This window comes from Altererythrobacter sp. B11 (assembly GCF_003569745.1).
Lineage (GTDB): Bacteria > Pseudomonadota > Alphaproteobacteria > Sphingomonadales > Sphingomonadaceae > Croceibacterium_C.
This window is the reverse complement of the sequence record NZ_AP018498.1, coordinates 1904555-1930266: the sequence shown is the minus strand read 5'-3', so window position 1 is coordinate 1930266 and position 25712 is coordinate 1904555. Positions and strand designations below refer to the sequence as shown.

Here is a 25712-nt window from a genome sequence, read left to right as displayed (position 1 = left end):
AATGGCTTCCGGACGAGCAGGTCGTAGAACGAGGGCCTGAATGCTGTCGGAACCGCGCCTGAGTCCCGGGTGAGAAATCCGCTGCCGAGGTGCCCCCCGTCAGACATAGCTCATGCACACCCCGGCCGCGGGGTGGAAGGCAACATGTCCGGGGCCCGTTCCGGCCCGGCGGAACCCCCGCGCCTGTAGCAGGCGAAGAACGGGTCCAGATTCGCAGCAATGTAATCGTCGATATAGGTCGTCATCTCTACATTGAAGTAATCGACATAGCCGCCGATCTTGCCGCGTCGGACCTTGTAGCTGTCCGGGTTGTTCATATCCGCCGGGCGCAGCCTTTCATGGCGAAAGCCGTCCTTCAATTCGGTGCGGCGCATGTTGTCAAAGGATGCGAAACGCACTGCTTCCTCCAGCAGAGCATCGTCCACAGACGGCAGGCCGAGGAATTGCGCGGTCCCTGACAGAACGCTCTTCGCATCGTCATGCATCGCCTCGTAAGTGATCCAGTGGAAACCGCGCGGCACATGGCGGTTAGCTGCCCAGGCATTGTAGAAGGCGACGATGGCATCGATGCTGCCTCGCTCGTGGAACAGGAAATGCTCCATGTCGCAATCGATGACCTTCATGCGATTGCGGGCATCGAAGTAGTAGGACACCAGCACGTCGCGCGGGTCCCGGGTCAGGAATACGATCCGTTTGCCCGCATAGGCGGATTTGTCGGTGCTGACTTCCGCCCCGGTCTTGAGATTGGGGTAATCATCATGCGTGAAGCCGATATTCGGCACACTGGACGATATCTTCCAGAAATGCTGCACTTCCATCGGATTGTCGACCTGAAGGCCATATTGGCGGCAAACCAGGTAACCCATCATGGTGCGAAGCCACGTGCGGCCGGACTTGGGATAGGAAAGGACATAGGCGTCCCGCGCCCAATCGCTCGCCGCGCGGCGGAGCGATCCCATCCATCCCCGCGTCTTGGCTGATGGCGACAGGATCGCCTCGCCGGCGGAGAATGACAGATCGCGCAACAGGGTCTTAAGGCTCATCGGATTTCCCCACCCGAGGATGTGCGGCCGAAGATAAGCCATGCGGTGGTCGCGGCGGGGGTCTCTTTGTGGGTATGTCCCGAAGGGCCGCGATCACCCGGCCCTCTGCTTGCGGTAGATGCGCTGGCGGAAGAACCACTCGTAGGGGCCGACCTCGAACGCCTTGTGGGCCAGATGCGTCAGCGCGAGAGCGACCGGCGTCGTCACGGCAATGAACAGCGCCATGGAAAAGGCCCAGTCCGCCGTGAACAGCCCCGCGCGCTGAAACAGCGTGCGCATCACGTAATAGACATATGGGTGGACGAGATAGAGCGAGTAGCTGACCGTCCCAAGATAAATGAGAATACGACTGCGCGCGGCCAGGGTCGTCAGGCTTTCGGGCTGCACCGCGAAATAGAAATAGCCGATCGTTGCGGCCATCAGCGCCCAGGCGAAGGGATTCGCCATGTCCGCCTGCGAAAAGTCGAAATGGAAGCTGCTGGCCAGCGCGATGCAGGCCAGTCCATAAAGGACTTCGCCGCTCCGCACGGCGCCGGGCGGTGGGCGCAGGCCAGCGTCGCAGGCCAGGCGCACCAATACGCCGCCCAGGAAGAATGCCGCTATGGGATAGCGCAACAGGAACAGCGCGCCCAGCACCGCTGCTATCGCGCCCCCAATGGCACTGCGCCGCGTTACCGCCAGAAAATATCCCCCCGCGGCGAGGGTGTAGAACATGACCTCGTAGGTCAGGCTCCACGCATTGGGCGTGAGCTGGTCGGTATGGCTGAACAGGTTCAGGAACAGCAACCCGCTCACCACCGCGCCGGGACTGTTGGTGCCCGGATACTCATTCGTCAGCGCGTTCAGCACGACGAACATCACTGAGAACGCCAGGAACAGCGGATAGAGGCGGAGGAAACGCCGCAGTGCGAACTCGCCGAGGCTGTAGCGCCTGATGCTTGGCAGGATGACGAAGCCGCTGATCGCAAAGAACAGCACCACGCCCCATCGCCCGAAGCACCAGGGCGCGTGGATCAGGCCGACATATCGCTCGTCATGCGCATAGATATGCTCGGCCGTGCCGCCGAGCAGATGTGCCCAGAAAACGGCCAGCGAGGCGAAGCCGCGAAGGGCGTGGGTGGCGGCATTGAAATCCCGCTGCGCCGCAGACCGGGTGATGCCTTGCCGGGCGGCTTCGCTCTGCGCATTGGCGGCCACCGCCCTCTTCCTCACGTGCCGAGACGCGTTGGCATCCGGGCAAGCGCGTCCGCCAATGTCAGGACCGCACCATCCGCCACATCTGTCGTTACCGAGACATTGTTGTGGACCAGGCAGTCCGTGCCGATTCGACAGCCATTGATCAGCGTGGCGCACATGCCCAGTGTAGAGCCAGAACCGATATGGCAGTGCCCGGCCACGACAGCGTTCGGCGCGAGATGGACGTCGTCCCCGATCTGGGAGTCGTGACAGATGACGGCGTTCTGGTTCACTATGCAGTTCTCGCCGATTGTCACGGCAGCTCCGACACTGGAGCCAGGCAGACAGTAGGACGCCGCCCCCAGCGTGCTGCCACGGCCGAGATAGGCGGATTTCGCTACCAAGGGGGGCAGTTCGAAACCCAGCGAGCGAGCTTTTTCGAACACCTTGCGGCGCGAAGCATTGGATACCGCCCCGCCGACGCCAATGAAGGCATAGCGCAGGCCGCTTTCGCGCAGTTCCGCCAGCATGGCTTCCGGACCCAGGACCTGCAATTCGTCCAGCACGCGCGTGCCGCCCGGTATGGCCTGATCCACCGCACCGACCAGGCGAAAGCCCGCGCCCGCTAACGCATCCATGATCGTTCGCGCATGTCCGGCGCCGCCCAGGATGACCGCGTCGGCAGGGCCGAAACGATTCCGGATCGCCGGAGACGGGGTGGTCTTGGCCCGCCGCGCCGATGGCGATGCCGCCAGCCGTTCCACATCGCGTACCCGGATTTCGCCATTGGCGGTCCGGATCTCGTCGATATCGACCCCCAACTCCTGCGCCCTCTGCCGTGCCTTGGCGGAGACGTGGCGCTCCGTCCTCACGGGAAGCGCTTCGTCAGCATCCCGGTCAATCCAGGTGAGTTCGAGTTCGCCAACCGGAACATCCTGCTCCAGTTCGACTTCGCAGATGGGCCCCCCGACCGGCACGAGATCGTCGACAGCGGCCAACAGGCGGCAAACCCGCCCGGCGCAAGGGGCGATCACGTCGTTCGCGGCCTTCGTGGTTTCGACCGTGAACAGCAGGTCACCTTCCGCAAAACTTTCATCTGCGCCCAGTGGAAGGACCGCTACGCGGGCCTCATCCTCATTCGCATTCAGCCGCGGCATGGCCAGGATCGCGCGGTGCATCAGCATCATCGGGGCTTCCTCCTTCGCCATCATGGGAACAGCCGCAGGGCCGCAGCTGCAATCGAGCCGGGTTCGGGGAGCAGGGCCAGCTCCCATCCCTTGGTGCTGGGGAGGGGATGATCTGGACCGGTGAGCGGCTGGAGCCGCAGCCCGTCCACGCTAGAAAGGGCGAGCGCGACCTCTGCCGCGAAGCCCCAGCCGGGAGCGCCTTCCTCCACCACCAGGACTTTTCGGCATGGCCCCACGCGGCGGACCAGATCGGCGTGATCGAGCGGCGAAAGGCGGGTGATCTCGACGATGTTTACGGCAAGTTCTTCCTCCGCTTCCAGCCGCGCGGCGGCCTGCACGGCCGCCTCCACGCTGCCGCCATAGGTAACGATCGCCAGATCGGCCTCCTCATGGGGCGCCAGGTCGCGCGGCTCCAGCGCGCGGGCATAGGTGATCTTGTTTTCGATCAGCAGGTGGGGCGTACCGGCGGCGAAGGCGTCGGCATAGACCCCCGCGATGTCCGAAAACTGGCTGGTGGCATACACCGTGAGGCCGGGAACGCCGCAGAAATGCTTTTCCAGGCTCTGGCTGTGAGTGGCGCCGTAACCCCGCTTGCCGCCCATCGGCGCGCGCACCACGACCGGCACGCCAATCTGCCCGTTATAGACCCAGGGCAGCTTGGACATGTGATTGACGATCTGATCGGTACACAGGGTGAGGAAATCGCCGAACATGATCTCCACGCACACCGGCTTGCGCTTCAGCGCCATGCCCGTGGCGACACCAACCATCACCGCTTCGGAAATCGGGGTCGTCAGCACCCGGTCCGGGAATTCGGAGGACAACCCCCGAGTCGCCTTGAAGGCGCCGCCATAAGGATCGAGAATATCCTGCCCCATCACATAGGTCCGGTCGGATCCGGCGAGGAAGGCCCGCAGGCTGGCATTGATCTGATCAATCACGCGCATGCTTCCTCGCTCGCCATCGCGGCTTCCAGGCATTGATCGAGATAGGCGCGAACGAAATCGTCCAGCACTTCGGCCTGCGCGCCTATGTCTCGCCGGGCCAGATCCAGGCAATCGCGCCTGCGCAGTTCCTGCAATTCGGATTCCGGCCTCGTATCGTCGCTCTTGCTGTGGGCCTGCAGCCGCACGGTTTCGATGTGCAGCCAGAAGGGCTTGCGCTCGCCGCGTACGTATTCGGCCGCCTCGCGCGCCAGCGGGGCCAGTTCCGCCAGATCGGTGGAACGGATGGAGCGGGAACGGATGCCGAAGGGCTCGGCCCGCGCGGCGATGCTGCCCGCCACGCCCATATGACGCGGGGTCGTCTGCGCGATGCCGTTATCTTCCACCACGAATAGTACGGGGCAATTCCACAGGGCAGCCAGATTCAGCCCCTCATAGACCGCCCCCTCCCCCATCGTCCCATCGCCCAGGAACACCACGGAAATCGCCTCGGCGTCTCGCTCCGCATAGGCGGTGCCCACGGCGAGCGGCACGAGACCACCCTGAATGCCGCTGGAATAGAAGTTGCGGCAGGCGAGGTGCTGGCTTCCGCCGCGCCCGCCGCAAACGCCGTCCTTTCTGCCGAGTATCTCGGCGAACAGGCTGAACGCATCGCCGCAATAGGCAAGGAAATGGCCATGACAACGGTGGTTCGACCAAACCGTATCCTTCTTCCGATCGATGGCCGCCATTATGGCGATCGCATTGGCTTCCTGCCCGATGCAGGTGTGGGTGGTGCCCGCCAGCAGCCCCTTGCTGAACATGTCGAGCAGGCGCAGTTCGAACTGCCGCAGGAATGACATGGTCATGTAATCGGCAGCGGCCGGCTCCGACGCGGTGGACTGCACGAAATCGTGGAAGTGCCTCATAGCTGCGCCCCTCTGATGCCGGGATAGTGGCCGCCGTCGAAGGCGAGCTTGAGCACGAGCTGAGTTCGGCTGGAAACGCCGAGAATGCGCATGAGATAACGCACATGGGTCTTCACCGTGCTTTCACTTATGCGCAAATGCTCGGCAATCTCCCTGTTCGCGCGTCCTGCCAACAGGGCCGCCAAGACCTCGCGTCGGCGTTTCGTCATGCGGGCCAACGAGGGATGGTCCCAGAGCAGCGCCGCTGCCTGGCCCGCCGCATCGCCAAGGCATTCGACTTGCCGCAGATCTTCAGCCGCCGCCGGCAAAATCTCGTAACCGAGATGCACGGCGCGTAGCAGCGCGCCCAGCAGATCGGCTTCCATGCTGACCGGCAGCACCGCGCGTAGGGCACCGGGCCCCACACGTCCCTGCCGGATGAAGGCGGCCGGGTCGTCCACCAGCAATACGATGCGCGAGCGCGGGCTGCAGGCCAGCAGCCACTTCCTTTCGCCATGTGCCTGCGCCGACTCCCGCGGCGTATCGGCAAGGAGGATCGCGATGTCGTAACCGGCTGCGGCGGTGATGGCGGAGGCGCTCGCAAATTCGGCGATCTTGCCGAAGCCGACGGAGTACAGGCTGGCGGCAATGCAGGCACGGCGGAACTCCGACGGGTCGATCAAGGCAAGGGTTGGCGCAGCGGTGTCCCGCCCAGCGCGGTCGTCGCCTCCATTGCTGCCCGCCTTGCTCATCCCCGGGCCCAGGCTTTGCGGAAGCTGCCCGCCAGCCCCTCGACCTGGCCGCGTATCCACTCACCCAGATGTGCGTGCGCCGACGAGCCGGGCGCGCTCTGCATGTAATACTGGACCTCATCCTCGTAACCGCGCCGGGCGTGTTCGGCATAATTCACGCGATCGAAAATGACGCCGTCAATCCTGTTGCCCAGCTTGCCCATCGTTGCCTGGAATTGCGGCACCGTGGTGCTGCCCCAAGTGACGACGAGCAGGATGTTGTCGGCGAAGCGAGTTAGGCTGCGTGCATCCTGCACCGCGAGCGCGGCCGGGCCGTTGACAATCACCAGATCGTAATGCTCGTGCAGCCTCCCGAACAGGCGCTCAAGGTGATCCTGACTGAAGATGGTGGCCGGGTTGCGTACGGCATCGCGCGCCGCGACGATCACGGGGTGATAGCTTCTTGCCTCGTCACCGCTGCGCTCCCGCTCGGGCGCGGGCAGGCTGATGCGATCGGTCGGATCCAGCAACAGCTCCACCAGGTCGGCACCGCCGATCTGGCGCTGGATTTCCTGGAACATCCCGGGATTGCGCAGGTCGAAATCGACCACCACCGCACGGCGTCCGGCGGCGGCAGCCGCGGCGCAAAGGCTGATGGCCACCGTGGCCTTGCCCTCACCGGGCAACGGAGACGAGACAAACACGGTCTGCGCCTTGCCCGGCTTGGCCAGGTCCAACACCTCGGCATGCGCACCACGGGCCACCTCCGCATAGACCGATTCCGGTTCGCTCAGCACGGGGTTGTCCTCCATTGAACGGGTCGCCTCCACGCCGATCTGGGGAAACATGCCGAAGGTCTTGATGCGGAACAGACGGAAAATCTGCCAAGGGCTGCGCAGCTTGTCGTCCAGCAGTTCGCGCAGGAACACCATCAACAATGCTATGATGAATGATGCCAGGATCGCCCCCACGATGGTACGAAGGGGCTTGGGATAAAACGGCTCGCTCTGCGCCACAGCCGGTGAAATGAGGGTCGAGTTCACGCCGATGATGCCGAGCGCGGAGCGGACCTCCTCCTCGTTCTTGACCGTTGACATGTAGGCGTTGCGAGCGAGCTCCGCGTTACGCTCCAACTGGGCGAGCTGCACCTTGTTGGAATTGTTGGCGTAGGCCTTGGCCGCCATCCCGCCCAGAATACCCTGCAACTGGCCGGCGCGCGCGGCGGCAGCGGCACTCTCACTTCGCGCCAGAAGGCGCTGTTGCTCCGCCTGTGCCGCCGCGTCTTGCCGGGCGGCGTCCTGAACCGCCGCCTCTTCCCGGCTGATCGCCGTGTCCAGCTCCGCGATCTGCTTATCCAGTGCGATGATCTGCGGGTGCCCGGCACCGAAGGTGGAGGACAGGTGAATCCTGTCGGTCTGCAGCTGGGACCGGCGAATGCGTTGTTGTTGCAGCAAGGGTGAATCGGCGCTGGCGAAACTGATCACGCCAGCGGCCCGTGACACCCCGGCGGTCCGCGCGGACGCCGCCGCGTCGATTGCGCGCGCGGAGGCTGTTTCCGCGGCCAGGCGGTTGATCTGCTGCAAATCTTCCACGCTGCCCGCGCCCTCGAGCATGCCGGTGCGCTGTCGGAAATCGGAAACATCCTGTTCCGCCCGGGCGAGCTTGGCCCCCAACCGTTTGGATTCACGTTCCAGGTCGGACAGCATGGCCCTGCGTGTGCGTTGCCGCCGGGAAATGCGGATCTCTTGCGCGGACACGGGATACTGGTTGGCGATGGCGGCGGCGAGATCCGGATAGGGCGAGACCACCTCGATATCGAGAAGGTCGGAATTGGCGCTGTTCACAACGCGGATCATGCGGGTCATCTGAGTGACAGCCCGCGCGCGCGCACGTTCGGGTGGATCGTTGGCCGGTTCCGAACTGCGATCTAGAAATTGTGGATCGTTCACAAGATCGAGATCGTCGACCACCTTGGCCGCCACCGCGCGCGAGCTGTAAATCTTCGCCTGATTCTCGACCCGGATGGCGTTGCGCGCCTCGGCCTCAGCCTGATTGGTGCCGTCGGAATCCGTCAGTTCCACCTGCACGGTGGCGACGCTTCGATACATCGGCGTCGCAAGCAGTTGCGAAAGCGCAGCGGCCAATCCGGCCGCTCCGACGATGGCAACAATCAGCCAGCGATGGCGGCGCAGGGCGCCGATCACGTGATGAAGTTCGTTGCCGGCGCGCGCGCGATTGCTGGCCGCCTCCATCACGAATTCCGCACCCACCGGGTCCAGACTCGAAAAGCCGCCATGCTCCAGAACCAGATTGGGCTGTGCCATCTCGTCTTGCCCGTCCCTTGCTCGCGCCCATTACGGCGCACGTCTCGGCCAGCGAGGTTTGCGCAGAGTTCGCCGTGCCGACAAAGGGGCATGAGAGCAGGGATGCCGGGCATTGTGACTAACCCTATTTCTGTGTTATTTTTCAGTCGCTTGGCAGCATGGGTGATCAGGCCACCAGCGGCTGACGCGCGACCAATCGCTCGTACAGATCGAGATGCGCCAGTGCGCAATCTTCGATCCGGTACCGGCGGCCGGTGTCCAGGGCTGCCGCCGACATCCGCGCATAGGCGTCGGGCCGCAGCGCAAGCATCCGGCATAGCGTCTCTGCAAACAGCCGCGCATCGCCGGGCGCGACCAGCATGCCGTTCTCGCCGTGGCATATCAGTTCGCGCGTGCCGGCAACGTCGGTGGCCAGCACCGGCAAGCCCGATTGCAGCGCCTCCAGCATGGCGATCGGCAAGCCTTCATAATGGCTGGTGTTTACGAACAGATCCGCCGATTGCAGCCGTCTGTCGATATCGTCGCAAGCCCCCAGCAGCTTTACGAAGCGGTTCGCGTGGAGCCGGTCGATGCGCGCCTGCAAGGCGGCCCGTGCGGCGCCTCCCCCTGCGATATGCAGGCTGAAGAGATCTCCGGAACAATGCAGGCGCGCCAGCGCGGCCGCCTCAATCATCATGGGATAGTTCTTCTGGTCGGTGAGGGCGCCGACGGCGAGAATCGTGGCCGGACGGCGCGAGGTCTGGCGCGGCCCATCGGCAAGGAACCCCGGCCCGGTGGCATTGACGATCTTCACGATCCGCCCCGCCCCCGCGGATGCCAGCAGCTGCTGGCAATCATCGCTGATCGCCACATAGGCGGAGACGAGCGGCGCCAGCAGCCGGAACAGGATCGGAGGAAACGAGAGGCGGCTGTTATGGTGAGTCGCCACGATGGGCACCCCCGCCCCTGCGAAGCGCAACATCAGCAGGGCGCGGACCGTGTGGGCGTGGATCAGATCCGGCTGCTCCGTCTGAAGAACCGCTCGCAGGACCCGGACGCCGGCGATCAGATCGCGCCTGTCCTGCACCGGCAGCACCCCCGTGGTACCTCCACCCGCGGCCACACGTGCGCGCTGACTGGCTTCCGAGGCCGTGGCGTTGCCCACGCTTGCCGCAGGGCACAGCGCCAGGACATGCGAACGATGGCCGGCTGCGACGAACATCGACGAGAGATTCGAGACCAGCATCTCGGCACCGCCCGTGGTGAATGTGGTGATTATCGAGAGAATCTTCATGACGACCGGCTATCCGCGGCAGTTTCGCACGACCGACAGAAAAGCCTGCGCTGGCCCGGAAGAAAACGGCCATTCCGGACTAGGCCGTAGTCGTCGTTACGCTTGCACAGGGACGGTGGCAGATTTCCCCATGCGCCCGGCACGGCGCGAAAGGCGGGGTATATTGTTCAGGTCCGACACCAGCGAGATGACCATTCGGCACGAGGGCGACGCCTGCCTGGCGGGGCTGCGAATATGTATTGTGCTCGCGGCCCTGGGCGCCGGCGGGGCGGAACGGGTTGTCGCCTGGTTGGCAAATCACCTCACCGATAGGGGCGCAGCCGTCACCATCGTATCTTTCGATAGCCCGACCGACCCTATTTTTCATGATTTTGGCAATCGGATGGCGTTTATCCGGCTCGACATCCCCGTCAAAGGCTCAGCCGGCAAACGCCTGCCTGCGCCCATCCGGCGCACCGTCGCGCTGCGCGGCGTTCTGCACGAACTGGCTCCGGACATAGCCATCGGTTTCCTGACCAAGATCAACGCCCTGCTCCTCGCCGCCACGCTCGGCATGCGGATCCCGGTGCTGGTGTCGGAGCGGAACAATCCGCACCTGCAGCCGGCCCATTGGGCCTGGAAGTACGCACTGCCCCTGCTTTACGGTCGAGCCACGGGCATCCTGTGCCAGACCCAGGCCAGCACTATTTGCATAGCGCCGCCATGGCGCAAGCGCGTGACGGTAATTCCCAATCCCGTCGCGTTGACCGCCGTCCCCTCGCGTTCACGCTGGAATGGCGCGGCGTTTCGCATTGCGGGTGTCGGCAGGCTGGAGCATCAAAAGGGCTTCGACATCCTGATCCGCGCGTTCGCCAAGATCGCCGCAGAACGGCCAGAGTGGAATCTCGACATCTGGGGCCAGGGGCCGGACCTGACGGCACTGCAGGCTCTCAGGGACGAGTTGGGAATGGCTCATCGGGTTGCATTCCGGGGGCTTAGCCTGACGCCAGGGGGATGGGTCGCCGAGACCGACCTGTTCGTTCTGGCATCGCGATACGAAGGCTTTCCCAACGTATTGGGTGAAGCGATGGCGGCGGGCCTTCCGGTGATCGCCACCAACTGCGATTTCGGGCCGTCGGAACTCGTTGATGGCGGGCATACCGGCTTGCTGGTTCCTCCCGACGATATCACCGCCATGGCCGCCGCACTCGCGCAGCTGACCGGCGATGGCGATCTGCGCACGCAGCTGGGATCGGCGGCTGTCGCGGTGACCCGCCGCTTCTCTCCGGATGCAGTGGCGCGCATGTGGCGCCAGGCAATCGTCGCGGCTGTCCGCTAGCGCCCGGCCAGAAGCGTTTCGTAAATGGCGCTGACCTGGCGGCAATGATGTTCTATGCCAAATCGGGTACGAGCATCGTCTCGCGCGCGATCCGCCAGTGCCTGTCTCGCCGGTTCGTCAAGCGCCAGGGCCGCTTTTGCCATGGCGTCGATGTCCTCCGGCGCAACCAGCACACCCGTTTCCCCTCTCAACGCTTCGATGTTTCCGCCCGAGCGAGTTGCAACCACCGGGGTGCCGACCAGTTGTGCCTCGATCAGCGTGCGGCCGAAGGGCTCGTCGACGGCCGGCACGAGGAGGATATCGCATGCAGCAAGCCAGAATGTACCAGGCGACCGCCACCCCATAATCCGCACGTCCGCTCCATCCCGGCCCGCCATCGCGATGCGCATCTGCATCGCCTGATCCATCGCGGTATCCTCTGCGGTGCCGAACATCACCCCGCAGACCGGCCGCCCTGGCGCGAGTTCATGCATTCTTCGAACGATCTCGATGAAGTGAAGGGGGCGCTTGCGGTCGATGAAAAGTCCCGAATACCCCACGAATAGGGTATCTTCGCGCACCTGCAATTCTTCGAGCAGAGTTCGGCGCGCGGCCGACCGGTTCACAGCCAGATCGGTGTCGAACGGGCTATGCACCACTTGCGCCTTGCCGGCGGCAGACAGCAGGCCTCGGCGAGGCATGGCAAATTCCGATACCGCCAGCACGCGATCGGCCAGAAAAGGCGCCGCGAAGCGCAAACCCCGCGCGTCCGGACTGCCGCGATGATGCCAAAGCAGCCGCGCACCGGCGAGCCGTGCGGCGAGCGCCCAGACGGCATGAGTACGCCCGTCATTGCTGTGGACGATGGCGATATGATTGCGGCGCAGGAAGGCCACTTGCGGCCCGATCCGCCGCAGCGCCGCCGCGAAGGCGTTCAATCCGACACGCCGGTTGAGCGGAATTTCCGGCCAGTCGAAGGGGCTTTCCGCGGGGAGGCCGCGATCGCGGAACAGGCGCGCCACCTTGCCACCCGGGTATTGCACCACGATCAGCGGATCGAATCGGCTCCGATCGAGTCGGTCGATAAGGCCGAGGGCCGATATGTGGCTGCCACCCACCACATCGCCGGCAAAAGGAAAGCAGATGCGCGCAGGGCCTGCACCAGCGGTGCCGACGCTCGTCCCAGCCGGACCCAAACGCACGATTTGCGAACTCATTGCGCCGCCCGTCTGCCAGCATCGGCCCCGGCAATCCGATCCGCGCTGAGTTCGGCCAGGAATTCGTCCAGGTTCAGTTCGCCATCGCCGTCGGCATCGTCCCACGGGTCGCTTTCGCCGACTTTGGCACCAGCACTCGCTTCCCAGCGGTCGTCCATGCCGTCTTCATCGCTATCGGGATAGGGCTCGCCCGACACGGCGTCATCGATGCGGCCCGGCTCCTTGCGTATATGGCCGGACCGATCACGCACTTCGCGCACGATCCGGCCGTCAGTCGAATCGCGCGGGAAGGCGCCCGCCGTCTCAAGCACTTCGACATAGGCCCGGTCGGCAGGGACCGCCCTCAGCGTCAGGGGGCAAGGCGGCGTGGTCGATACCACATCCTGTAAGCTCTCGGCGCGATGCAGGAACGTCCCGACGAATCGGTTGTCGAGGAGATAGACGCTCGCGGCGCCTTCCGATCCCAGCCGTTCACGATCGATCCCGACGGCATGTTCCGGGGTACTGGGGCCGGCGCGAAAGGTGTTGGCGACCAGCGCAACCGGCGAGCCGCCATAGCTTTCCCAAATCTCGGCGAACTGGGACTGGGCGTCGTAAAGCACGTTGTTGACGATCTCTACGCAAGAACCGGGAGGGAAGTTCACGTCCGGATTGCGATCACCATTATGGGCGCAGAGATTGCTGATGAAGCTCATCCGCTGAGCGCCCACCGGGTCGCTGGCCAAGAGCGCGCATTTGTCGTGCGGAGGCAAGCCTTCGGCGAAGATCGACCAGCTTATCGTGATGCTGTCATTGTCGGCATAGCCGTTGATGATCTCGTCACGCGCCCAGCTGGCGCTGACATGGTCGATAATGACCTTGCGGCTATTCTCGATGGTGATGGAATCCTCGCCCGCGCGGCTGCCGCCGATGCGATCATTCCGGACGCGGATATGGCGCACGATTACATCGTGCGCGCCCTTGATCAGCAATGGCGTCGTACCGAGTCGGCCGCCGCCATGCGCCAGCGTGATCCCGCCGCCTGGCGCCGTCTGGCCGGCGATCGTGATATAGGGGTTGTAAACGACCGGTGGCGAGGTGGTAAAACGGATCGTGCCCGCAACGCGGAAGATGCAGACACGCGGATCCTTCGCCTCTATGCATTCGCGCAGCGTGCCTGGGCCGGAATCGGCCAGACTGTCGACGGCGATAATCCTTCCGCCCCGTCCGCCCTGCGACACAGCGCCATAACCCTGCGCACCCGGGAAGGCGGGCGGTTCGTTCATCTGCAGCGGCTGCATCAACGGCTGTTCGGCCTGGGACGATCCGCCACAGGCGGCAAGCGCCAAGGTGAATGCGACAGCGGAGCGCAGCGCGTTTCGCAAGATGGCAGGGCTTGATTGGCTTGTCATGGCACCTCAGATCCGCAAGCGCATTTCGATGGCCGCACGAAGGCGGTCGAACTCGTCACTGGGAACATTGCTTTTTCGCCGGGAATAGGTTGCAGAACCGACTAGGGAGAGCCGGGGCGTCAGCCGGTATTCCGCCTCGCCCCGAATTCCGGTGGTTGTCTCAGCGACATCCGCCCCGATGAACTGGCTGCGGCGATAGAACACCGACCCCTCGAGCTGGAAATTGGCGCGCGCTTCGGCCTGCACGCCCAGCTGCACGACCGTATCGGTGCGCGACTGCGCTCCACTGCGCACCGTCGCCACGTCTCCGCGAAAGGCGTTAAGGATAATGGCCAGCCGACGGCGCGGAAGATAGGCCAGCGATGCTTCCGCCGACACGCCCGTTCGCGAAGGGAGCGTGTCATCCGCAGGCTCCAGCTGGAAGACGCCTATGGACGCTTCGCCGCGTAACAGCCCCCCTTCCCCGAATTTCGCCCCGGCCCGCCCGCCATAGGTCGTGGCATCCCGGTTGCGGTCACTCACCGCGCCGCCCAGACGGAAATCGCGATGAGTGACAAAGCCGATAAGGACGATGCTGCTCGTCCCACCGACGCCCAGTTCCACCGATGCTCTGCCGGCGTAATTGGTCAGGTCACGCTCATTGTCGATATCTGAAACATAGTCGATCTTGGTCGCGCTGCCGCGTACCGCCAGAGAAACGCGCGGCCCTTCGTGCCGCCAGCCGGTCTCCAATGCGAGTAGGTCCAACTTGCGCGGCCCAAGCGCTTGCACGTCGCGCGCTTCGGGGTCGCCGCGATCTTCTATTGCGCGCTGCCAACTGACATCGGCCGTGACCCGATCGGGTCCGCCAGCGCCCTGCATCAGAGAGGCGCCGACCAGCGCGGCCACGCTGTCTTCACGGGTGTGGTCGAGATATTTGCGCCCCGTTGCCTCGGCGCGCACCGCCACCTGCGTCGATTCCCTGTTCAGTCGCGCTTCCAGGCGGGGAACTATGATGCCGATCAGGTCGTCCTCGGCATCCTTTTGCTTCGCATAGATATTGCTGTCGTACTCCGCCCGGAGTTCGGCCGAAGGCAGCAGGGTGAAAGGCCCGGCCTCTATGCCGACGCCTTCAGCATAATCGTCCGGCACGTCCAGTATGGGCGCCGTCCGGCCGATCTGCTGCGCCAGCAAGGGCGGTGATACCAGCAGAGTGAGGGACAGCAGCGCAGCGCTCGCCGACCTCAGAACCACCGTTCCGTCACCTGAATCTGGTCGCCAGGCCGCACCGGATCCGTCGCGGTCACCTTGCCAGTGACGGCTCGCCCGTCCACGCGGCGGGATATGATCACCTCGCTCTCTTTCGCGCGATAGGTGAAGCCGCCCGCGATAGACACGGCGGTCAGGACCGTCATACCCGGCCGGTATTCATACTCGCCTGGCTTGTTGACCTCACCCAGGATGTGGAACGGCCTGAGCGCCACGGGCTCCACATCCACATATGGCTGGTTCAGGATTTGCCGGTCTAGCAGCAATTGGCGGATATCCCGCTCCAGCTCGTCGGGCGTCTTTCCAGCGGCGGGCACGCGGTCCAGCAACGGCAGTGACAGTGTGCCGTCGGAGCCTACGAGATAAGTTGTCTCCCCGTAGCCATCCAGGCCGTAGACCTGAATGCGCAGCTTGTCCCCGCTGTCCAGAGTATAGCCTTGATCCGCCACCGGGGGCAGCCGCTCGCCCCCCGTCGTCGCGCAGCTCGCCAGGAAAGCCGCCGCCAGACAGGCGACTGCCAGATGTCTCGCGAGGCATCGGTAACGTCCCATAGTGCTCGTCCTCCATCCTTGCGGGCCAGCCGGGCCGGCCAGGGAGAGGTTACCGCCTCACGCGAGAATCCATCCGGCGATTAGGTGTTCGTCCGGGCGCAGATGGCGTAAGGACTACGCCTTTGGGGTAGAGCTGCCTGGAACCCGCAAAGATCAGCATCAGCCCGAAGAGGACCGGCACGATGTTCAGCCGCGCGAACATATGCGGCATGGATTGGGTGTAGATGGTGAAAACACACGCCACGGCCACGGCGGTCCCCGCTTCCACCCGGAAACGTCGGAAATAGCGAAGCGGCATGATGAACAGCAATGCGACCAGCAGAGTGAAGCCTAGCAACGCCATCAGCCCACCATCCACCAGCATCAGCATAAACAAATTGTGGACCGGCTGATTGATCTCATGGGTCGCGCGAAAGCCTTCCACGCCGAGACCAACGATGATGGTGTCGCCCGACTTGTCCCACGCCTGTTCCAGCAGCTTCACGCGGCCCTTGTAGGTTCCGGCTTCTTCCAGGCTGCCATCGACCAGAGCGCCGCCCACACGATCTTGGAAAACAGTGGGGAGAGGCGCGCCGCTGGCGAGGAAGATCGCTGCGATGACGCTGATCGCCAGGCCTGCCCCCAGAATTGCGCGCACGCCGAGGAATGCCAGTGCGACCACCATTCCGATGGAAAACGCCGCGAAGCCGGTGAAGGACGCGCTGAGCAGCAAACCGCCCAGAAGCACTGCCAGCACGATGACGAAGACCCACGGCGCCATGAGCCGCTTCACCAGCGCATACAGCGCGAACGGGCCGGTAAAGGCGATCAGTTGGCCGTTCCAGTTCGGTTCGGACGCGAAGGTCGACAAGCGGCCATTGCCTTCGAGAAAATCCGACGCGAGCAGCGCCGTGGCCTGTTGTGGATCGAGCGTCAGGCTGACAGCGATGCCGATCACTTCCATGACCGTCATGCCAATGAGAAACATCGCGATGAGGCGATGTGCGAAAGCGAGCGGCACCCGCATCAGCATCAGTGGCAGGAACAGGTAGCCGAAGAGATATTGCAGCGATATCACCGCCCAGCGGAACATGTTTCCATGCACCACCGTGCCGATCATCAGCCCCGTCAGCATCAGCACCAGGGCGAGAATCCAGGCCGCAGTCATGCCGCCGAATGGCTCACGCGCGATCTGTCCGCGGGCTAGGCAGATAGCAAAGGCCAGCACGAAAGCTGCGTCCGACAGGGTAAGGTTGATCGGCCCCAGCCGGAGCCTCTGATACCCGACGAGAAACGCGCCCACCATCAGCAGCGCAGCCTCCAGCGGTCTGGGTCCAACCCCTGCGGCCGGTATGATCTGGTCGCTGCCTTCCGGCCCCCGTCCAAGCGGCAGCGAGCGCAGCGCCCGTGGGGGTAACGGCGAGGTTGGCATATGATCTGCGCTGGTCGTTTTCATCGGGGTCCCCGGCCGATCCACCCGCGCCCTCGCGATGCCGCCGGCCCGGCCTTTTTCGCATGAAGGCCAGTTGCCTGAATGGCGGACAGTCGCGGACCAGTGAATGCCAACGAGGGATACTAGCCGAAATTGCCAGCGCCGCTGGCCCGATTGGAGCGCCGGAACCGGCGGCTAAAAGGTCTATGCACCGAAAGGGAAGTGAGGAAGCGCGGCGGCTCGGCATATGCCGGGCGGGTGGGCTCTGGAGGAACCAGCGATATGGGCGATCTTTCCGCGGCGCGGCGGGTGGCCGTTGTCGCCCCCCACCCGGATGACGAGGTGCTGGGATGCGGTGGCACCATGGCCCGTCTCGGTTCCGAAGGCGCTGAAGTGCATGTAGTGATCGTCACCAGGGGGCAGGAACCGGATTTTCCCACCGCCCATATGGATCGAGTGATGGCGGAGGCCGACCGCGCGCATCGCAGCCTCGGTGTCGCGGCAACGCACCATCTCGATTTGCCGGCGGCCGCGCTCGACACTCTACCCGCCGCGCGGATCAACGCCCGGCTGGCGGAATGCCTCGCCGAGATTGCCCCCGATACGCTGTTCGTTCCTTTCATCGGCGACATTCATCTGGATCACCAGATCACCTTCACCTCCTCCTTGGTCTGGGCCCGGCCACGTTCGCCCCGCGCGCCGCGCCGTGTTTTCGCTTATGAGACGCTCTCGGAAACGAACTGGTACGCGCCGGGTCTGACCCCCACTTTCGCGCCCGATTACTTCGTGGACATTGCCGCCCAGCTGGAAGCGAAATTGGCGGCCTTCGCCATGTTCGAAACCCAGGCACGGAATTTTCCGGACGAGCGATCGCTGCAGACGATCCGCACGCTCGCGAATCTACGCGGTTCGATGGTGTTCTGCGCGGCAGCCGAGGCTTTCATGACCATCCGCCAAGTGTGGCGGGCGGAATGAACATGCTGCTCGCCTTCTTCCGCTCCTTTCCGGGTCTGCCCCCTTTTCCGGTGAAGGGTCATCTCGCCAATATCGGCCATCTTCTCTGGGGCAATGTGCTCAGCAACGTCCTTGCGCTGATTAGCCTGGGTATCGCCGCCCGCACCCTGGAGACGACGTCGTTCGGTATTCTGGTACTGATCGTCACCTATGTGCGGCTTGTGGACCGGCTGATCCGCTTCGAATCCTGGCAACCGCTGATCCGGTTTGCCAGCGATCTCGAAATCGAAAACCGCGAAAAGCTACCCCGGCTCTACCTTTACGGCATCCTTCTCGACGTATCCGCAGCGCTAACCGCTGCGGGGGTGGCTGTGTTGCTGGCCATGATCGCCGGCAAGCTGTTCGGGTTGGGGGCAGAACATGTTCACTTGGTGATGATCCACGCGACATGCCTGCTGTTCAGTATTTCAGGGGCGCCCACGGCCGCGCTTCGCATGGCGGGGCGGTTCAAGCTGATCGCCTATATCCAGCCGCTCGGGCCGATAATCCGGGCCCCGCTGGCTTTGATGTGCGCGCTGCTATGGCCTACGCTGACCGGGTTCGTCGTGGCCTGGACGATAGCGCAGATCGCTGGCTCCGCTGTCTATGCGGCGCTCGGCTGGCGTGCACTGCGCGACCAGGGGATCAAAAATCCGCTCAAGCAACCGTGGGTCCATCTGGCGCGGGACTTTCCCGGCTTCGTGAGCTTCGCCTGGACGACCAATGTTTCCATGTCGCTGCGAACCGTCACGCAGGAGGCAGACGTGCTGCTGGTCGGCGCGCTGGCGGGCCCGAGCTCGGCGGGGTTCTATCACGTCGCCAAACGCGCGGCGAAGATCGCCCAGCAAGTCGGCGCCCAGACGCAGGCCGTACTCTACCCCGATATGGCGCGTTTATGGGCCCAAGCCCGGGTGGCACAATTGCAGCGCGTGACACTGCGTGTGCAATATGCCCTCAGCAGCCTGGGCCTTGCGTCGGTCCTCCTGGCTTTGTTCGCAGGACAGCCACTAGTCGAACTGGCGCTGGGCAACGACTATGGCGACGTCGGCGCCCTGTTGGTGGCGCAGCTAATCAGCGTGACCTTCATCATGCATGCCGCGCCCTCGCGGTCGGTCTTGCTGTCGATGGGTCAGCCCGGCACCGTCCTCAAGAGCATGTTGTTCGGCACGGTGCTGTTCTTCCTTTGCGCTCTGCTGCTTATACCCCGCTATGGGGCCATGGGAGCCAGCTTGGCGCACATCGTCTGTTCCCTTGTCACAGCGGTGTGGATGGATTTCAGCTGGCTCCGCTCCGTGCGGCAGCATTTGCCGGAACGCGAGCCGGTCTAGCTTTCAAGTGCGGGCAGACCCAAGCTTCGGCTATCCCAAATGCCACGTGCAGTGCGGATCGCGTCCGGCGATCATGATGTTGGCCCGATCTGCAAGGGACCGAACCGGCGCAGGCATGGCCTCGCCAATCCCGTCGCGCGCTTGGCAGCTGCTTCGCGCTGGCTCGCCGCCGGGCTGTCATTAACCGGTCTTCTTTTCGCAGCCCCGCCATTGACGCTGGCTCATCCGCCAAGCGGCCGCTACAGCTTCGGCGATGGCCGAGGGTCGTAGATTTCCCCTGCCCGGAATCATGCTCGCCCTCGCGACGGGGGCGGTGATGCTGCTGGCCGGCGTGGATGGCTGGCTGGTGCTGGGCGTGGTGCTGGTGTGGTGCTGCTCCTTCTGGCTGCTCGCCGCGCCCCCCGCCCCGCCCCCACGCGAACGGACGGACGGGCTTCAGCTCACCCGCACCGGCATGCGCGACCTGATCGAACATTCGGGCCTGCCGATGATGATGCTGGATGGAGAGCGGATCATCGTCGCCAATGCCGCCGCCCGCGAGAATATCGGCGCGCATGTCGTGGGGCAGGACGCGCGCGTGGCGCTGCGCCATCCGGTGGCGGTGGACCTGCTGGCGCGGCCGGGCGGCGGCAGCGCGACGATCCAGGGCCTCACCGGCCCGCGCAGCAACTGGCAGATGTCGCGCCAGGTTCTGGACGAACGCTATTCGCTGATCGAACTCATCAACCGCACCGCCGAAGCGGATATCAGCCGCGCGCATACCGATTTCGTCGCCAATGCCAGCCACGAACTGCGCACCCCCCTCGCCTCCATCATCGGCTACATGGAAACGCTGGTGGAGGAAGATGGCGCGATAGACCAGAAGCGCGCCAACCGCTTCCACCAGACGGTATTGCGGGAGGCGCGGCGACTGCAGAACCTGGTGGACGATCTCATGTCGCTGTCCCGCGTGGAGGCGGAAAAGCACGATCATCCGCGTGAACGGGTCGACCTGGTGCCGATCGTCGGCCAGGCTGCGCGCGACGGGGCCGGTCCGGATCGGCTGGAGCGCCTCGACCTCACGCTGCCGGGCGAACCCATGCTGGTGCGCGGCGATCATCGCCAGCTCGAACAGCTGGTGCGCAATCTGGTGGATAACGGCCTGAAATATGGCGATCAGGAAAAGCCGGTCTCCGTCTCCCTGACAGTGGACCAGCGGCGGCGGGCGATCATTTCAGTGGAGGATCGCGGGGAAGGCATCGCGCCCGAGCATATCCCGCACCTGACGCGCCGGTTCTATCGCACCGATCCCGGCCGCAGCCGCGCCGCAGGCGGGACCGGGCTGGGCCTTGCGATCGTAAAGCATATCGTTGAGCGCCACCGGGGCACGCTCGACATTTCCAGCAAGCTCGGGCGCGGAACGGTGGTGACCATCCGCCTCCCCCTTGCCGAGGAAGAGGCGCAGGTCGCCTGAGTCCGCCTCCGGCGGTGAAGGCTGCCACCGGACCTTGCGCGATGGCTTTCCTTCACGAAACTGCAGTTTGTCACAAAACCGCAATGAAGGCCGCCTAGCGGCGCCGGTCACAAACTGGACTCAAAGCAGCAATCAAACTGTCATCATGCGCCCCATCGCCCTCTCCTCCGCCTTCGTTGCGGCCGTTCTGCTCTTCCCCGGCGCTGCGCGCGCAGAGGCGGAGGCAGGCGACGGCAACGGCTGGTCGCCCCTCTCCGTGCTGGACGAAGGCGCCCCGACGATTGGCGATCCAAAGGGATGGAGCGTCACCCCCCACGGCCGGCTGCAGGTGGATGTGGGCGGAGTGGAGGCGCGCTCCTCGATTGACGCGGGGCCCGGATTCGACAGCGAATATCGCCGCGCCCGGCTGGGTCTGGAAGCGACCGCTCCGGGAGGGTTCAGCCTGCGCGTCGACACCGAGTTTTCGGAGCATGTCGACGAGGTGATGGATGCCTATGTGGCCTACAGCCACGGGCCACTGCAGATCACGCTGGGGCAGCAGAATACGTTCCAGACACTGGAGGAACTGACGAGCTCGCTCTCCGCCTCTTTCATCGAGCGGAGCGCGCTGACCGACGCCTTTGGTTTCCAGCGCCGCGTAGGCCTGTCGGCGCAGTACCAGTCGGGCATTATCCTGCTGCAGGGTGGCGCTTTTCTCGACAATCTGCGCGAGCTGGACGATCGCGGCCGCAGTGTCGACGGCCGTGTGGTCGCCATGCCGAAGCTGGGCGGGGTGCAACTGCATTTCGGCGCCACGCTGCATTATGCCTGGTACGAGGATGGCGCGACGCAGCGCTATCGTCAGCGCCCGCTGATCCATTTGTCGGACCGGCGCTTCATCGACACCGGGAGTTTTTCCGGCGAGGGCGAGCGCGGCAACGGGCTGGAATTCGCCGCCATTTCCGGTCCGCTCCACGCCACCGCGGAAGCCTATTGGCAGCATGTGGACCGCGCCGGCTTCGCCGATCCGACCTTCTTCGGCGGCTATGCCGAAGTGGGCCTGTTCCTCACCCCGGGGGACAGCACCGCCTATTCGCGCGGTGTCTTCGGGCGGGTTCGCCCGAAGCGCCCGGTCACCTCCGGCGGGCCGGGCGCGGTCCAGCTCAATTTTCGCTATGACTATCTCGACCTCACCGATGCCGGGATCAGGGGGGGCGAGCAGAACGGCTATATGGCCTCGCTCGTGTGGACGCCCACCGCGCACACGCGGCTGATGGCCGATTTCGCGCGGCTGCAATATAGCGGCGCCCGGCAAAGAACGGTCGACGGCCGGACGGCCTATGGAATCGACAGCTTCGCCGTGCGCGCGCAGATCGATTTTTGACAAGTCGGCCGGGGGCGGCAAAAGGCACCGCATAACGGCGCGGCCAGAATCGCCCGTTCAGATGCCCATAATCGCCTGTTCCGATGCATTGTCAGATTATTGTCGCAAGACCGTAACACAGCATTCCTAGCAACCCTCCGAAGTCGACCAGTGGGACGAAATCGATGATCAAGATGCTCCGTTATCCGACCGTGGCGCTGTGCGCGCTGGCCCTCGCCTCCTGCGGCGGGGCGGCAGATGGCGGCGGCACACGCGAATCGATCCGCGCGGTCGGCTCCTCCACGGTCTATCCCTTTGCGAAGGCCGTGGCGGAAATGTTCGTGCGCTCGCACCCGGAATTCAAATCGCCGATCATCGAATCGACCGGCACCGGCGGCGGCATGAATTTGTTCTGCGCCGGCCTGGGCGCAAACACCCCGGACATCGCCGATGCCTCGCGCCGGATGAAGCTCAGCGAGTTCCAGAGCTGCCAGGCCAATGGCGTGAAGGAGATCACCGAGATCCAGGTAGGCCTCGACGGCATCGCCTTCGCCTCCACCAAGGGCGGCATCACGATGAATCTCACGCCGGAGATCGTCTATCGCGCGCTGGCGGCCAATCCTTATGGCAAGCCGCAGACGGCAAAAACCTGGCGCGACGTCGATCCCTCGCTGCCCGCCACGCCGATCCTCGTCTATGGCCCGCCCTCCACTTCGGGCACTCGTGATGCACTGAAGGAACTGGTGCTGGAAAAGGGCTGCGAAGCCGACCCCGCCATGGCCCAGCTGAAGGAGAGCGACGAGGACCGATTCGCGCAGGTCTGCACCGAAGTCCGTTCCGACGGCGCCTATGTCGATCAGGGCGAGCAGGACAATCTGATCGTGCAGAAGATCGAAGGCAATCCGCAGGCAGTCGGCGTGTTCGGCTACTCCTACCTTGAAGAGAACGCCGACCGCGTGCAGGGCCTGCGCATGAATGGCGTCGAACCGACCTATGCCAACATTTCCAGCTTCGCCTATCCGGGCGCGCGGCCGCTGTTTATCTATGTGAAGAACGCCCATCTGGACGCCATCCCGGGTCTGCGCGACTTCGTGCAGGAATGGGCCGGCGCCTGGGGCAAGGACGGCCCGCTGGCCAAGATCGGCCTTGTCGCGACCCCCGCCGACGTGGCAGCGAAGAGCGCCGCCGCGGCCATGGACTTCACGCCCCTGACCGCCGACGAACTCAAGTAGAAGCGATTCTCCCCGCCCGATGTCCCCCGCAATCCTGTTCCTGCTGGCACTCGGCCTCGGTCTGGCCGGGTGGCTTGCGGCTCGCGCACGGGCGTGGAGCTTCCGGCGCCGCGATCCCGATGTCCGGCTGGCGGCGCTGCCGGCGCATTATGGTTGGTATGTGGCGCTGTGGGTCGTCGTGCCCGTCATCGCCTTTGCGGTGCTGTGGTCGATCGCTGCGCCGCAACTGGTCATGCAGCATGTCCTCTCGCAGCCGGCCGCATCGCAGCTCCCGCCCTTCGGGCTCAAGCGGCTGACGATCCTGGCGGAAGCCCGTGCCGTGGCGAGCGGTGCGGCGGCGGGCGTGTTCAATCCCGAAGCGCAGGCGCTGGTCGAACCCTTCCGCGTCGCCCTTTCGCGCTACAACACCATCGGCATCGCAGCGACGCTGGTGATCGCTTTCCTCGGCGGCGCATGGTCCTTCCTGCGGGTGAAGCCCGATTTCGCCGCGCGCACCAAGGTGGAGCGCACGACCATGATCGTGCTGCTGCTCGCCTCGCTGGTGGCGATCCTCACCACGCTGGGCATCTTCGGCAGCCTGGTGTTCGAGACTATCCGCTTCTTCGGCATGATCAGCCCCCTGGATTTCCTCTTCGGAACCCATTGGGGACCCGACCCGATGAGCAGTTCCGCCGATCCTTCGCGCTATGGCGCGCTGCCGCTGTTCTGGGGCACGATCTATATCGGCGCGATCATCGCCATGGTCGTGGCGATCCCGCTGGGGATGATGAGCGCGATCTACCTCACCCAATATGCGGATCCGCGCTGGCGCCAGTGGCTGAAGCCGGCGCTGGAGATCCTCGCCGGTGTGCCTACGGTGGTCTACGGCTATTTCGCCGCCCTCACCGTGGCTCCCGCTGTGCGCGATCTGGCGCTGTCCCTCGGCATCAGCAACGCCTCGAGCGAGAGCGCGCTGGCCGCAGGCCTGGTGATGGGCGTGATGATCATTCCCTTCGTGTCTTCCATGGCCGACGATTCCATCGCCGCCGTGCCGCAGGCCATGCGCGACGGCAGTCTGGCCATGGGGGCAACCACCAATGAAACGATCCGCAAGGTGCTGGTGCCGGCCGCCCTGCCCGGTATCGTCGCGGGCGTGATGCTCGCCGTCAGCCGCGCGATTGGCGAGACGATGATCGTCGTAATGGCGGCTGGCGCGGCGGCGAATCTCAGCGCCAACCCACTCGAAGCGATGACCACGGTAACATTCCAGATCGTCGCGATGCTGACCGGCGAAGGCAGCTTCGACCATCCGGCCACGCTCAGCGCCTTTGCCCTCGGCATGGTGCTGTTCCTCGTCACCCTCGCGCTGAACTTCATCGCCCTGCGCGTGGTGAAGCGGTTCCGCGAAGCCTATGAGTGAGCCCGGCAACATGAACGGCGCCCCCACCCGCACCGCCGCCTTCGAAGCGCGGCTGAAGAAGCGCTACGCGGCGGAGCGCCGCTTCCGCCGTGCGGGCCTGGGCGCGATCCTGTTCTCGGTCGCAGTGCTGCTGTTCCTGCTTGGCACCATGACAATCAACGGAATCGGCGGTTTCCAGCGCGCGGAGCTGCGCGTGGATCTCGATTTTGCCAGCGCCGCCTTCTCCAGCGACCCTTCGCTGGGTGACCGCGGCGTGCAAATCCGCTCGCTCGAAAGCCAGGGCCTGCCACAATTCGTGGAGGCCAGCGCCGAACAGACGCTGGGCGCAGCGGGCGCGGAACAGCTCAATGGCGACGCCTGGCGCGTGGTGGCCGACATGATCCTTGAGCGGCCGGACATTTTGCACCGGACCAGCCAGGTGTGGCTCCCCGCCACCGAATCGCTCTCCTCCGCCCTCTCCGGGGACGGGCAGGCGGAACTGCAGCCGCTGGCGCGCGATCTTGCGGCGCGCGGCCTGCTGGAGCGGCATTTCGACCCCGGCTTCCTTACCCGCTCGGACGCCACTGATCCGCAGATGGTCGGCATCTGGAGCGCACTGAAGGGCTCGATCCTGACGATGATCGTCACGCTCGCCCTCGCTTTCCCCATCGGCGTGCTGGCAGCGCTCTATCTGGAGGAATACGCCCCGAAGAACCGCTGGACCGACCTGATCGAGGTGTCGATCAACAATCTGGCCGCGGTCCCGTCCATCATCTTCGGCCTGCTGGGTCTGGCCGTGTTTCTGGTGATCTTCCCGCATATGCGCTCCGCCCCGCTGATCGGGGGAATGACGCTGGCGCTGATGACCATGCCCGTGATCGTGATTTCCGGCCGCAATGCGATCAAGGCCGTGCCGCCTTCGATCCGCGACGGCGCCATGGCGCTCGGCGCCTCGCCCATCCAGGTGGTGTTCCATCACGTCCTGCCGCTTGCCCTGCCCGGCATTCTCACCGGCACCATCATCGGCATGGCCCGCGCGCTGGGGGAGACGGCGCCGTTGCTGATGATCGGCATGCGCGCCTTCGTGGCGACTCCGCCCGACGGCTTCACCGATCCTTCTACCGTCCTGCCGGTGCAGATCTTCCTGTGGTCCGACGAAATCGACCGCGGTTTCGTGGAGCGCACCTCCGCGGCGATCATCGTGCTCCTTATATTCCTGCTGGTTATGAATGGCCTTGCCATCTACCTGCGTAACAAATTCGAGAAGAAGTGGTGACAGACGCGACGCCCAACCAGCCCGACGCCA

At 64.6% G+C, this 25712-nt stretch carries 21 protein-coding genes; 8 read left to right on the top strand and 13 right to left on the bottom strand.

From position 1 onward, the window contains the following. Positions 1–110: 110 nt before the first annotated feature. From AEB_RS09235 to AEB_RS09200, 8 genes are all read right to left on the bottom strand, one after another. Complete coding sequence (locus tag AEB_RS09235; RefSeq protein ID WP_172593048.1) at positions 111–1043, bottom strand: sulfotransferase domain-containing protein; 933 nt, start codon at positions 1041–1043, stop codon at positions 111–113. Positions 1044–1136: 93 nt separating this feature from the next. Next, positions 1137–2240 (bottom strand): acyltransferase family protein, encoded by a 1104-nt coding sequence (locus AEB_RS09230; RefSeq protein WP_231958640.1) that lies wholly within the window; start codon positions 2238–2240, stop codon positions 1137–1139. Between the two features lie 11 nt (positions 2241–2251). Then, positions 2252–3403: a PglD-related sugar-binding protein gene (locus tag AEB_RS09225; RefSeq protein WP_231958639.1), complete on the bottom strand. Its 1152-nt coding sequence runs from the start codon at positions 3401–3403 to the stop codon at positions 2252–2254. Positions 3404–3426: 23 nt separating this feature from the next. Continuing rightward, the gene (locus AEB_RS09220) at positions 3427–4347 is read right to left on the bottom strand and encodes an alpha-ketoacid dehydrogenase subunit beta (RefSeq protein ID WP_172593045.1); all 921 of its coding nucleotides are present in this window, start codon (positions 4345–4347) and stop codon (positions 3427–3429) included. Then, positions 4344–5258, bottom strand: a complete 915-nt coding sequence (locus AEB_RS09215) for a thiamine pyrophosphate-dependent dehydrogenase E1 component subunit alpha (RefSeq protein WP_119082927.1) — start codon at positions 5256–5258, stop codon at positions 4344–4346. Before AEB_RS09215 ends, AEB_RS09220 begins: the two co-directional genes overlap by 4 nt. Beyond that, positions 5255–5989: a response regulator transcription factor gene (locus AEB_RS09210; protein ID WP_119082926.1), complete on the bottom strand. Its 735-nt coding sequence runs from the start codon at positions 5987–5989 to the stop codon at positions 5255–5257. Before AEB_RS09210 ends, AEB_RS09215 begins: the two co-directional genes overlap by 4 nt. Beyond that, positions 5986–8220 (bottom strand): GumC family protein, encoded by a 2235-nt coding sequence (locus AEB_RS09205; protein WP_231958638.1) that lies wholly within the window; start codon positions 8218–8220, stop codon positions 5986–5988. Before AEB_RS09205 ends, AEB_RS09210 begins: the two co-directional genes overlap by 4 nt. Before the next feature lie 238 nt (positions 8221–8458). Continuing rightward, complete coding sequence (locus AEB_RS09200; protein WP_119082924.1) at positions 8459–9565, bottom strand: glycosyltransferase; 1107 nt, start codon at positions 9563–9565, stop codon at positions 8459–8461. Between the two features lie 163 nt (positions 9566–9728). Here AEB_RS09200 and AEB_RS09195 point away from each other — a divergent pair, with 163 nt between their 5' ends. Further along, entirely contained in the window at positions 9729–10883 is a 1155-nt protein-coding gene (locus tag AEB_RS09195) for a glycosyltransferase family 4 protein (protein WP_172593043.1), read from the top strand. On the opposite strand, the gene AEB_RS09190 is transcribed toward AEB_RS09195, so the two are convergent. The 5 genes from AEB_RS09190 to AEB_RS09170 form a co-directional block, all read right to left on the bottom strand. Further along, the gene (locus AEB_RS09190) at positions 10880–12079 is read right to left on the bottom strand and encodes a glycosyltransferase family 4 protein (RefSeq protein ID WP_119082922.1); all 1200 of its coding nucleotides are present in this window, start codon (positions 12077–12079) and stop codon (positions 10880–10882) included. The two genes, AEB_RS09195 and AEB_RS09190, sit on opposite strands and share 4 nt — an antisense overlap. Further along, entirely contained in the window at positions 12076–13344 is a 1269-nt protein-coding gene (locus AEB_RS09185) for a pectate lyase family protein (RefSeq protein WP_231958976.1), read from the bottom strand. Before AEB_RS09185 ends, AEB_RS09190 begins: the two co-directional genes overlap by 4 nt. 132 nt (positions 13345–13476) lie before the next feature. Further along, a complete protein-coding gene (locus AEB_RS09180; RefSeq protein ID WP_172593042.1) occupies positions 13477–14703 on the bottom strand; it encodes an outer membrane beta-barrel protein in 1227 nt (408 codons plus the stop codon). Beyond that, positions 14694–15269 (bottom strand): polysaccharide biosynthesis/export family protein, encoded by a 576-nt coding sequence (locus AEB_RS09175; RefSeq protein WP_119082919.1) that lies wholly within the window; start codon positions 15267–15269, stop codon positions 14694–14696. The genes AEB_RS09180 and AEB_RS09175 overlap by 10 nt, the downstream gene beginning before the upstream one ends. 49 nt (positions 15270–15318) lie before the next feature. Continuing rightward, positions 15319–16704, bottom strand: a complete 1386-nt coding sequence (locus AEB_RS09170) for an O-antigen ligase family protein (protein ID WP_145985286.1) — start codon at positions 16702–16704, stop codon at positions 15319–15321. 258 nt (positions 16705–16962) lie between these two features. On the opposite strand from AEB_RS09170, the gene AEB_RS09165 reads away from it, so the two are divergent. From AEB_RS09165 to pstA, 7 genes are all read left to right on the top strand, one after another. Then, complete coding sequence (locus AEB_RS09165) at positions 16963–17655, top strand: PIG-L deacetylase family protein (protein ID WP_119082917.1); 693 nt, start codon at positions 16963–16965, stop codon at positions 17653–17655. Further along, entirely contained in the window at positions 17652–19001 is a 1350-nt protein-coding gene (locus tag AEB_RS09160) for a lipopolysaccharide biosynthesis protein (protein ID WP_119082916.1), read from the top strand. Before AEB_RS09165 ends, AEB_RS09160 begins: the two co-directional genes overlap by 4 nt. A 253-nt stretch (positions 19002–19254) precedes the next feature. Next, positions 19255–20454 (top strand): sensor histidine kinase, encoded by a 1200-nt coding sequence (locus AEB_RS09155; RefSeq protein ID WP_119082915.1) that lies wholly within the window; start codon positions 19255–19257, stop codon positions 20452–20454. 145 nt (positions 20455–20599) lie between these two features. Continuing rightward, positions 20600–21817, top strand: a complete 1218-nt coding sequence (locus tag AEB_RS09150; protein WP_119082914.1) for an OprO/OprP family phosphate-selective porin — start codon at positions 20600–20602, stop codon at positions 21815–21817. Positions 21818–21981: 164 nt separating this feature from the next. After that, positions 21982–23028, top strand: coding sequence for a substrate-binding domain-containing protein (locus tag AEB_RS09145; protein WP_119082913.1), 1047 nt, complete (start codon positions 21982–21984; stop codon positions 23026–23028). Positions 23029–23047: 19 nt separating this feature from the next. Further along, positions 23048–24427, top strand: a complete 1380-nt coding sequence (gene pstC / locus AEB_RS09140; protein ID WP_119082912.1) for a phosphate ABC transporter permease subunit PstC — start codon at positions 23048–23050, stop codon at positions 24425–24427. A 10-nt stretch (positions 24428–24437) separates the two neighbouring features. Continuing rightward, the gene (pstA, locus tag AEB_RS09135) at positions 24438–25682 is read left to right on the top strand and encodes a phosphate ABC transporter permease PstA (protein ID WP_231958975.1); all 1245 of its coding nucleotides are present in this window, start codon (positions 24438–24440) and stop codon (positions 25680–25682) included. The last annotated feature ends 30 nt before the right edge of the window (positions 25683–25712 follow it).

Coding starts and splice junctions, on each gene's coding strand:
- AEB_RS09235 (WP_172593048.1), bottom strand. CDS start 1,043: ATGAGCCTTAAGACCCTGTTGCGCGATCTGTCATTCTCCGCCGGCGAG.
- AEB_RS09225 (WP_231958639.1), bottom strand. CDS start 3,403: ATGCTGATGCACCGCGCGATCCTGGCCATGCCGCGGCTGAATGCGAAT.
- AEB_RS09215 (WP_119082927.1), bottom strand. CDS start 5,258: ATGAGGCACTTCCACGATTTCGTGCAGTCCACCGCGTCGGAGCCGGCC.
- AEB_RS09210 (WP_119082926.1), bottom strand. CDS start 5,989: ATGAGCAAGGCGGGCAGCAATGGAGGCGACGACCGCGCTGGGCGGGAC.
- AEB_RS09205 (WP_231958638.1), bottom strand. CDS start 8,220: ATGGAGGCGGCCAGCAATCGCGCGCGCGCCGGCAACGAACTTCATCAC.
- AEB_RS09200 (WP_119082924.1), bottom strand. CDS start 9,565: ATGAAGATTCTCTCGATAATCACCACATTCACCACGGGCGGTGCCGAG.
- AEB_RS09190 (WP_119082922.1), bottom strand. CDS start 12,079: ATGAGTTCGCAAATCGTGCGTTTGGGTCCGGCTGGGACGAGCGTCGGC.
- AEB_RS09185 (WP_231958976.1), bottom strand. CDS start 13,344: ATGAACGAACCGCCCGCCTTCCCGGGTGCGCAGGGTTATGGCGCTGTG.
- AEB_RS09175 (WP_119082919.1), bottom strand. CDS start 15,269: ATGGGACGTTACCGATGCCTCGCGAGACATCTGGCAGTCGCCTGTCTG.
- AEB_RS09170 (WP_145985286.1), bottom strand. CDS start 16,704: ATGAAAACGACCAGCGCAGATCATATGCCAACCTCGCCGTTACCCCCA.
- AEB_RS09165 (WP_119082917.1), top strand. CDS start 16,963: ATGGGCGATCTTTCCGCGGCGCGGCGGGTGGCCGTTGTCGCCCCCCAC.
- AEB_RS09160 (WP_119082916.1), top strand. CDS start 17,652: ATGAACATGCTGCTCGCCTTCTTCCGCTCCTTTCCGGGTCTGCCCCCT.
- AEB_RS09155 (WP_119082915.1), top strand. CDS start 19,255: ATGGCCGAGGGTCGTAGATTTCCCCTGCCCGGAATCATGCTCGCCCTC.
- AEB_RS09150 (WP_119082914.1), top strand. CDS start 20,600: ATGCGCCCCATCGCCCTCTCCTCCGCCTTCGTTGCGGCCGTTCTGCTC.
- AEB_RS09145 (WP_119082913.1), top strand. CDS start 21,982: ATGATCAAGATGCTCCGTTATCCGACCGTGGCGCTGTGCGCGCTGGCC.
- pstC (WP_119082912.1), top strand. CDS start 23,048: ATGTCCCCCGCAATCCTGTTCCTGCTGGCACTCGGCCTCGGTCTGGCC.
- pstA (WP_231958975.1), top strand. CDS start 24,438: ATGAACGGCGCCCCCACCCGCACCGCCGCCTTCGAAGCGCGGCTGAAG.